Below are 7,388 nucleotides of genomic sequence, written 5' to 3' on the forward strand. Positions count from 1 at the left end.
CCGCGGCCCGACGGCAGCGACGGATCAGGCGTTGGCGTCCTGGCGCTTCATTCGCGATGTGGCGCGGGCGCGTTCGGTCTGGTCGAGGTTCACCTTGCGGATGCGCACGATCTCGGGAGTGACCTCGACGCACTCGTCCTCGCGGGCGAACTCGAGGCTCTCCTCGAGCGAGAGCTGGCGCGAGGGGGTCATCGACTCGAACGTGTCGGAGGTGGACTGACGCATGTTCGTCAGCTTCTTCTCCTTGGTGATGTTCACGTCCATGTCGTCGTTGCGCGAGTTCTCGCCGATCACCATGCCCTCGTACACCTCCTGGGTGGGCTGCACGAAGAAGGACATGCGCTCCTGCAGCGCGATGATCGCGAACGGCGTCACCACACCCGAGCGGTCCGCGACGATCGAGCCGTTCTGCCGGGTCACGATCTGGCCGGCCCACGGCTCGTAGCCGTGCGAGATCGCGTTGGCGATGCCGGTGCCGCGGGTGGTGGTGAGGAACTCGGTGCGGAAGCCGATCAGGCCCCGCGAGGGGACGACGAACTCCATGCGCACCCAGCCGGTGCCGTGGTTGGTCATGTTGTCCATGCGGCCCTTGCGCGCGGCCAGCAGCTGGGTGATCGCGCCGAGGTACTCCTCAGGAGCATCGATCGTGAGGTGCTCGAAGGGCTCGTACACCTTGCCGTCGATCTTCTTGGTGACCACCTGCGGCTTGCCGACGGTCAGTTCGAAGCCTTCGCGGCGCATGTTCTCCACCAGGATCGCCAGCGCCAGCTCACCGCGGCCCTGGACCTCCCACGCGTCGGGACGGCCGATGTCGACGACCTTGAGCGAGACGTTTCCGATCAGCTCGCGGTCCAGACGGTCTTTGACCAGGCGCGCAGTCAGCTTGTGACCCTTGACCTTTCCGGCCAGCGGCGAGGTGTTGGTCCCGATCGTCATCGAGATCGCCGGCTCGTCGACGTGGATCTGCGGCAGCGGCCGCACGTCGTCGGGGTCGGCGATCGTCTCGCCGATGGTGATGTCCGGGAACCCGGCGATCGCCACGATGTCACCGGGACCGGCGCTTTCGGCGGGGTAGCGCTCCAGAGCGCGCGTCTTGAGCAGTTCGGTGATCCGGGCGCTGCTGGTGGTTCCGTCGGCACGGACCCAGGCGACGGTCTGCCCCTTCTTGAGGGTGCCGTTGAACACGCGCAGCAGCGCGAGGCGTCCGAGGAACGGGCTGGAGTCGAGGTTGGTCACCCATGCCTGCAGGGGGGCCTCGTCGTCGTAGGACGGCGCGGGCACGTGCTCGAGGATCGCCTCGAACAGCGGCTCCAGGTCGTCATTGTCCGGCAGCGATCCGTTCTCCGGACGGTTGCGGGATGCCGCACCGGCGCGACCGCTCGCGTACACGACCGGCACGTCCAGCAGGGCGTCCACGTCCAGGTCGGGCACATCATCGACCAGGTCGGAGGCCAGCCCCAGCAGCAGGTCGTGGCTCTCCTCCTCGACTTCGGCGATCCGCGCGTCCGGGCGGTCCGTCTTGTTCACCAGCAGGATCACGGGCAGCTTCGCCTCGAGGGCCTTGCGCAGCACGAACCGGGTCTGCGGCAGTGGGCCCTCACTCGCGTCCACGAGCAGCACGACGCCGTCGACCATGGAAAGGCCGCGTTCGACTTCGCCGCCGAAGTCCGCGTGGCCGGGCGTGTCGATCACGTTGATGGTGACGGGACCGTCGGTCGCGTGCACGCCCTTGTAGGTGATCGCGGTGTTCTTGGCGAGGATCGTGATCCCCTTTTCGCGCTCGAGGTCATTCGAGTCCATGGCGCGTTCTTCCATGTGCTCGTGCGATCCGAACGACCCGGTCTGGCGCAGCATGGCGTCCACGAGCGTCGTCTTGCCGTGGTCGACGTGGGCGACGATCGCTACGTTGCGGAGGTCTGAACGGAGGGCGCGCGCCATGAAGAATCCTTGCAGAACGGGGAATCGCCCGGAACCGGGCTGATACATTCTACCGGTCAGCGCCTGAACGTCTGCCGCGTCCGTGCGGCGACGCCCTCCGTGCAGCTCCGCGAACGGCTCAGCCGGCCCGGCTCTCCGCGTCCAGAAGCAGGGCGCGCGCCTCCCGGCGGATCCGCTGCTCCTCCGGATCGGGCACGGGCACGGCGGCGATGAGGCGCTGCGTGTACGGGTCCGATGCGCCGCGCAGGATCTGATCGCGCGTGCCCGTCTCGACGAGTTTGCCCAGGTGCATCACGGCGATGCGGTGCGCCAGGATGTCCACGACGGCCAGGTCGTGGCTGATGAACAGACACGCGAACTGCAGACGACCCTGGATCTCCTGCAGGAGCTCCAGGAACCGCGCCTGCACCGACACGTCCAGCGCGGAGGTCGGCTCGTCCGCGACGAGCAGCTCCGGCGCGAGGGCGAGGGCGCGGGCGATGCCGACGCGCTGACGCTGACCGCCGGAGAGCTCGTGCGGGAAGCGGTTGCGGTACGACCGGGGCAGTTCCACCTGGTCCAGGAGCGTCTCCACGCGCCTGTCCAGCTCCTTGCCCTTGGCCTCCCCGGCCAGAAGCAGCGGTTCGCCGATGGACTGTCCGATCGGCATCCGCGGGTTCAGGGAGGATGCCGGGTCCTGGAAGACGATGCCGGTGCGGCGCCGGATCGCGCGGAGGTCCTTCTGCGACGCGTTCGAGATGTCCGTGCCGACGGCGGTGAGCTTGCCTTCGGCGATCGGCAGCAGCCCGATCGCCGCGCGTCCCAGGGTGGTCTTGCCCGATCCGGACTCCCCCACCAGACCGAGGATCTCCCCCGCATGGATCTCGAGGTTGATGTGCTCGGCGGCGCGGAAGGCGGGGATGCGCCCACGCTTCGGGTAGTCGATGGCGACATCTTCGAACAGGAGCACCGGCGGCCGGGCGTCCACGTCCTCGGCGGCCTCGGACGCGCGTTCGCGGATCTGCGCGATGACCGGAACGGCCGGGTCCTCGACGATCAGTTCGGCGACGCTGACGTCGGCTTCCTCCAACACGCCCAGACCGAGGTGCGGGACGGCAGCCAGCAGCTGCTGCGTGTACGGATGCTGCGGCGCGTGGAAGATCTCATCGACAGTGCCGGATTCGACCACTTCGCCGCTCTTCATGACCAGGATGCGATCGGCGAGGTCTGCGACCACGCCCATGTCGTGGGTGATCAGGATGATCGCGGAATCCAGGCGCTTGTGGAGGTTGCGCAGCAGGTCCAGGATCTCCGCCTGCACCGTCACATCCAGCGCCGTGGTGGGCTCGTCGGCGATCAGCAGCAGAGGGTCGCACGAGATCGACTGCGCGATCATCGCGCGCTGACGCTGACCCCCGGAGAGCTGATGCGGGTATTTGTCGAATGACTGCACCGGGTTGGGCATCTCGACCAGGCCGAGCAGTTCGATTGCGCGCGCCTTTGCCTCGTAGGGCGCCAGCGACGCGTTGTGGGAGCGCAGCGCCTCCACGATCTGGAAGCCGATCGTGTACACCGGGTTCAGCGCGGTCATCGGCTCCTGGAAGATCACGGCGATCTCGTTGCCCCGCAGCGCGCGCAGCGTCGAGTCGTCGACGCCGCGCAGCTCGCGATCGAGCAGCTTGATCGAACCGGTCACGCGCGCGTTCTCCGGCAGCAGGCCCAGCAGCGCCATCGAGCTGGTGCTCTTGCCCGAGCCGGACTCGCCGACAATGGCCAGCACCTCGCCGCGGCGCACGGTGTAGTTCATGTCGATGGCGGCGGGATAGAACTCGCCCTCGACCCAGAATTCGACGCCCAGGTTCTCGACCTGGAGGATCTTCTCGGGCAGGGCCCGGTGCGACGCCGCGATCTCGGCACCGATGCCTGTGATGTCAGTCATGTGGTGGTTTCCCATCTGCGAAACTTGAGCTCATGGCGTTCCAAGAGGTTGTCTACCGACCGGTGTTCGGGCGAATCCTCGCCGCCGTGACCGTGCTGGTGTGCGCCCTGGGGGCGGTGGTGCTGTTCTGGACGGATGCCGCGGACGGAATCCGCTACGTCTGGCCGATCGTCCTGGTGGCGTTCGTGGCGTGGGCGCTGTTCTGGCGTCCGAGCCTGACCGTCCAGGAGCACGGCATCACCGTGGTGAACGTGCTGCGCACGCATTTCGTGCCGTGGCCGGCGATCACCGCGATCGACACCCGCTACGCCCTGACCCTGCACACCGTCGCCGGACGCGTCGGCGTGTGGGCGGCGCCGGCTCCCGGCCGCCACCGCACGCTGGGGCTGGCGCACAAGGACTTCGACGGGGTGGGTGCGTCCGCCCGCGGCGCGCACGGCTCGCTGCGCCCCGCCGACGCCATCACGACGCCCACCGGCAACCTGGCACAGGTGATCCGCGGGCGCTGGGAGGGTCTGCGCGACGCCGGAGCGTTCGCGCACGGCGTCGACCGGGACGCGATGACCGCGACGTGGCACTGGGCGACGATCATCACCACTGCGGCGCTGGCCGCTGCGACGCTGATCGGTCTGCTGCTCTAGCCGGGGCACCGTCACCGCTCCGGATCGAGGGGCTTGTGCTGGACGTCGCCGGGTTCCTCCGGCCGCGGATCGTTGAAGTTGACCACGTCTCCGGTGAAGGCGGTCTGCATGCCGACGGTCACGGACGCCGCATCCGTGCCTGCAGTGGCGTTGCCGTTCGGTGCGATCGGACCGGACGCTCGTCCGGCCCGCGCCATCGCTCGCTCGCTGGGCATCTTCTTCTGACGCGGGTCGAACGCGTCGCGCAGGCCGTCGCCGATGAAGTTGACGCACAGCGCGATCGCGATGATGAAGATGCCCGGCCACCAGAACAGCCAGGGACGGGTGGAGAAGGCCGCCTGGTTGTCCGAGACGATCTTTCCGAGCGACGTGTCCGGTGACTGCACTCCGAAGCCGAGGTAGCTCAGCGCCGACTCCAGCAGGATCGCGCCGGCCATCAGCAGTGTGGCGTTGACGACGATGACCCCGACCGCGTTGGGCAGGATGTGGCGGAAGATGATCCGCCGGTCGCGGGCACCCGAAACGCGCGCCGCGTCGACGAATTCGCGTTCGCGCAGTGAGAGGAACTCGCCGCGGACCAGTCGTGCCATGGTCGTCCACGCGAAGATGCCGATGACCACGCCGAGCACGGCCGCGCCGAGGCTTCCGAACGTGTTTCCGAGTACCGATCCGATGACGATGAGCGGGATCGTGATGATGATGTCGGTGAAGCGCATCAGCACCGAGTCTGTCCACTTGCGGTAGTACCCGGCCAGCGCACCGATCACCACGCCGATCGTCGTGGCCACCACGCCGGCGATGACCATCACCATGATGGACTGCTGCGCACCGCGCATGACGACGGCGAAGATGTCGCGACCGACCTCGTCCTGGCCGAAGGGGTGGTCGCCCAGCTGCAGCGGCCACAGGCTGAGTGTCGGGACACCGTTGTTGATCTTCGGCGGGATCTGCTCCCACGAGTACTGCCACCAGCCGGTGATGCGCAGCCCCCAGAGGTTCACGCCGACCGAGGTGAACGCCATGACGATGATCAGTGCGAGGACGATCATCGAGACCAGCGCACCACGGTGGCGGAAGAACCGGCGGCGGACGATCTGACCCTGACTGAGGCCCTCGGTCTCCTTCTGCTCGATGGAGATCTGCGCGACGGCTTCGGTGTCTTGCGAGCCGGGGTCGTTTGCGACTGTGGTGTTCATCTAGCCCACCTTGATTCTCGGGTCGAGGGCCGCGTAGACGAGGTCCGCGATGAGGTTGAACAGGACGGCCAGCGTGCCGGTCACGACGAAGAACGCCATGACCGGATTCGGGTCGTGAGCTGCCAGTCCGTCCACGAACAGCCGGCCCATGCCGGTCCAGCCGAAGACCGTCTCGGTGATGACCGCACCACCGACGATCGCACCCACGTCGAAGGCGATGATCGTCGTGATGGGGATGAGTGCGTTGCGGAACGCGTGGCGCACGATGACGGTGCGCTGGGTGAGGCCCTTGGCCCGCGCCGTGCGGATGTAGTCCTGGTTCATCACCTCGAGCAGGCTCGCGCGGGAATACCGCGTGTAGCTGGCGAACGAGATCAGGACGATCGCAATGGTCGGCAGCAGCAGGTGCGTGTACAGGTCGATGCCCTGGACCCAGAAGTTGCCGCCCAGACCGGGGGTCGATGCGCCCACCGTGGCGATCGGCCGACCCCGGATGCGGCTGGAGTTCGAGTACGCCTGCCAGTACGACATGTACTTGTCCAGGGCGACCAGGGCGGCGACCAGGAAGCCGACGATCGCGGCTGTGCGCATCACGGGACCGCGGTCGGGGGCGCCGAAGAACCATCCGATCGCGGCTGAGACGACGATGGTGAGCACCACCAGCAGCAGGAAGAACCACAGCGTCATCCCGTTGAGGATGTAGTTCATCATCGGGAAGTACAGCGCGATGCCCAGAACCGCCACGGTCAGTGACGCGTACACGGCCTTGCGGTTGCGCAGCCCGGTGGAGATCGCCGTGACCCCGAATGCGATGCCCAGCGCCAGCGCGCTGTAGACGATGATCCCGATGCTCGGGTCCGCGAACCACTCGGTGACCGACAGGTAGGTCAGCACGATACCGGTCGCCACCGCGGAGATCGCCAGGACGATCAGGCGGCGTTTCCACCTGCCGCCGATCAGCGACATCCAGAGCAATCCGGTCACGAGCGAGCCGATGATGATCACCGGAACGGATATCCGCGGATCGCTGAGCCAGTTGTTCACCTGGATCGCACCGTACTGCTTGAGCAGCACCGCGACCCAGAAGATCGGCAGGGAGAAGAACAGGAAGGAGATGAGGGTGACGCTGTAATCGAAGCCGCTGTACTGTCTCAGCGCTGAGACGATACCGACGATGATGCCCAGCACGATCGCGACGATCGTCGCCGTGGTGACCAGCGTCAGCGTGGCCGTGATCGCGTTGCCCAGCATCGCGTTGACGGGCTGGTTCTGGATGCTGACCCCGAAGTCGCCGCGGAACAGGCCGCCGAGCCACAGGAAGTAGCGCAGCGGGGGCGGGACGTCGAGGTTCAGAAGCTTGGTGCGAGACTCGATGAGCTCGGCTTTGTTGGGCGCATTGCCCTGCCGCAGGTCTTCTAGGGGATCTCCCGAGAAGGCCGTGAGGACGTACATCAGGAATGTGGCGGCGAGGAGCACGAAGATCGATGCGATCAACCGCCGGATGATGAATGAAGCCATGGTGTGGCCGCCTGCCAATCGGTGAATCAGCGCGAGCAGTTGGAGAGCGTGTACTGCTGGTCCGCGTGCTCTACCACTGAGAGGAGTCTAACGCGGCGGGGGGGGGGGGGGGGGGGGGGGCGCCCCCCCCCCCCCCCCGGGGGGCCCGCGGCGCCCGCGGGCGGGCCCGGGCCGCCG

Annotated in this window: 5 protein-coding genes; 1 reads left to right on the forward strand and 4 read right to left on the reverse strand. The window is 67.3% G+C overall.

Annotation, left to right across the window (positions count from 1 at the left end; translation table 11 throughout):
- Positions 1–24: 24 nt before the first annotated feature.
- Together typA and NQ152_RS01805 are read right to left on the reverse strand one after the other, a co-directional pair.
- The gene (gene typA / locus NQ152_RS01800) at positions 25–1,938 is read right to left on the reverse strand and encodes a translational GTPase TypA (protein ID WP_257502413.1); all 1,914 of its coding nucleotides are present in this window, start codon (positions 1,936–1,938) and stop codon (positions 25–27) included.
- A gap of 118 nt (positions 1,939–2,056) precedes the next feature.
- A complete protein-coding gene (locus NQ152_RS01805) occupies positions 2,057–3,856 on the reverse strand; it encodes an ABC transporter ATP-binding protein (RefSeq protein ID WP_257502412.1) in 1,800 nt (599 codons plus the stop codon).
- Between the two features lie 32 nt (positions 3,857–3,888).
- Here NQ152_RS01805 and NQ152_RS01810 point away from each other — a divergent pair, with 32 nt between their 5' ends.
- Positions 3,889–4,497, forward strand: a complete 609-nt coding sequence (locus NQ152_RS01810) for a PH domain-containing protein (protein ID WP_257502411.1) — start codon at positions 3,889–3,891, stop codon at positions 4,495–4,497.
- An 11-nt stretch (positions 4,498–4,508) separates the two neighbouring features.
- Here the strand turns inward: NQ152_RS01810 and NQ152_RS01815 are convergent, their stop codons facing one another.
- Positions 4,509–5,693 carry an ABC transporter permease gene (locus NQ152_RS01815; RefSeq protein WP_257522800.1) on the reverse strand — a complete coding sequence of 395 codons (1,185 nt, stop codon included), beginning with the start codon at positions 5,691–5,693 and terminating at the stop codon, positions 4,509–4,511.
- Positions 5,694–7,211 (reverse strand): ABC transporter permease, encoded by a 1,518-nt coding sequence (locus NQ152_RS01820; protein WP_257502409.1) that lies wholly within the window; start codon positions 7,209–7,211, stop codon positions 5,694–5,696.
- Positions 7,212–7,388: the final 177 nt, after the last annotated feature.

It is taken from the genome of Microbacterium sp. zg.B48 (assembly GCF_024623505.1).
GTDB lineage: Bacteria > Actinomycetota > Actinomycetes > Actinomycetales > Microbacteriaceae > Microbacterium.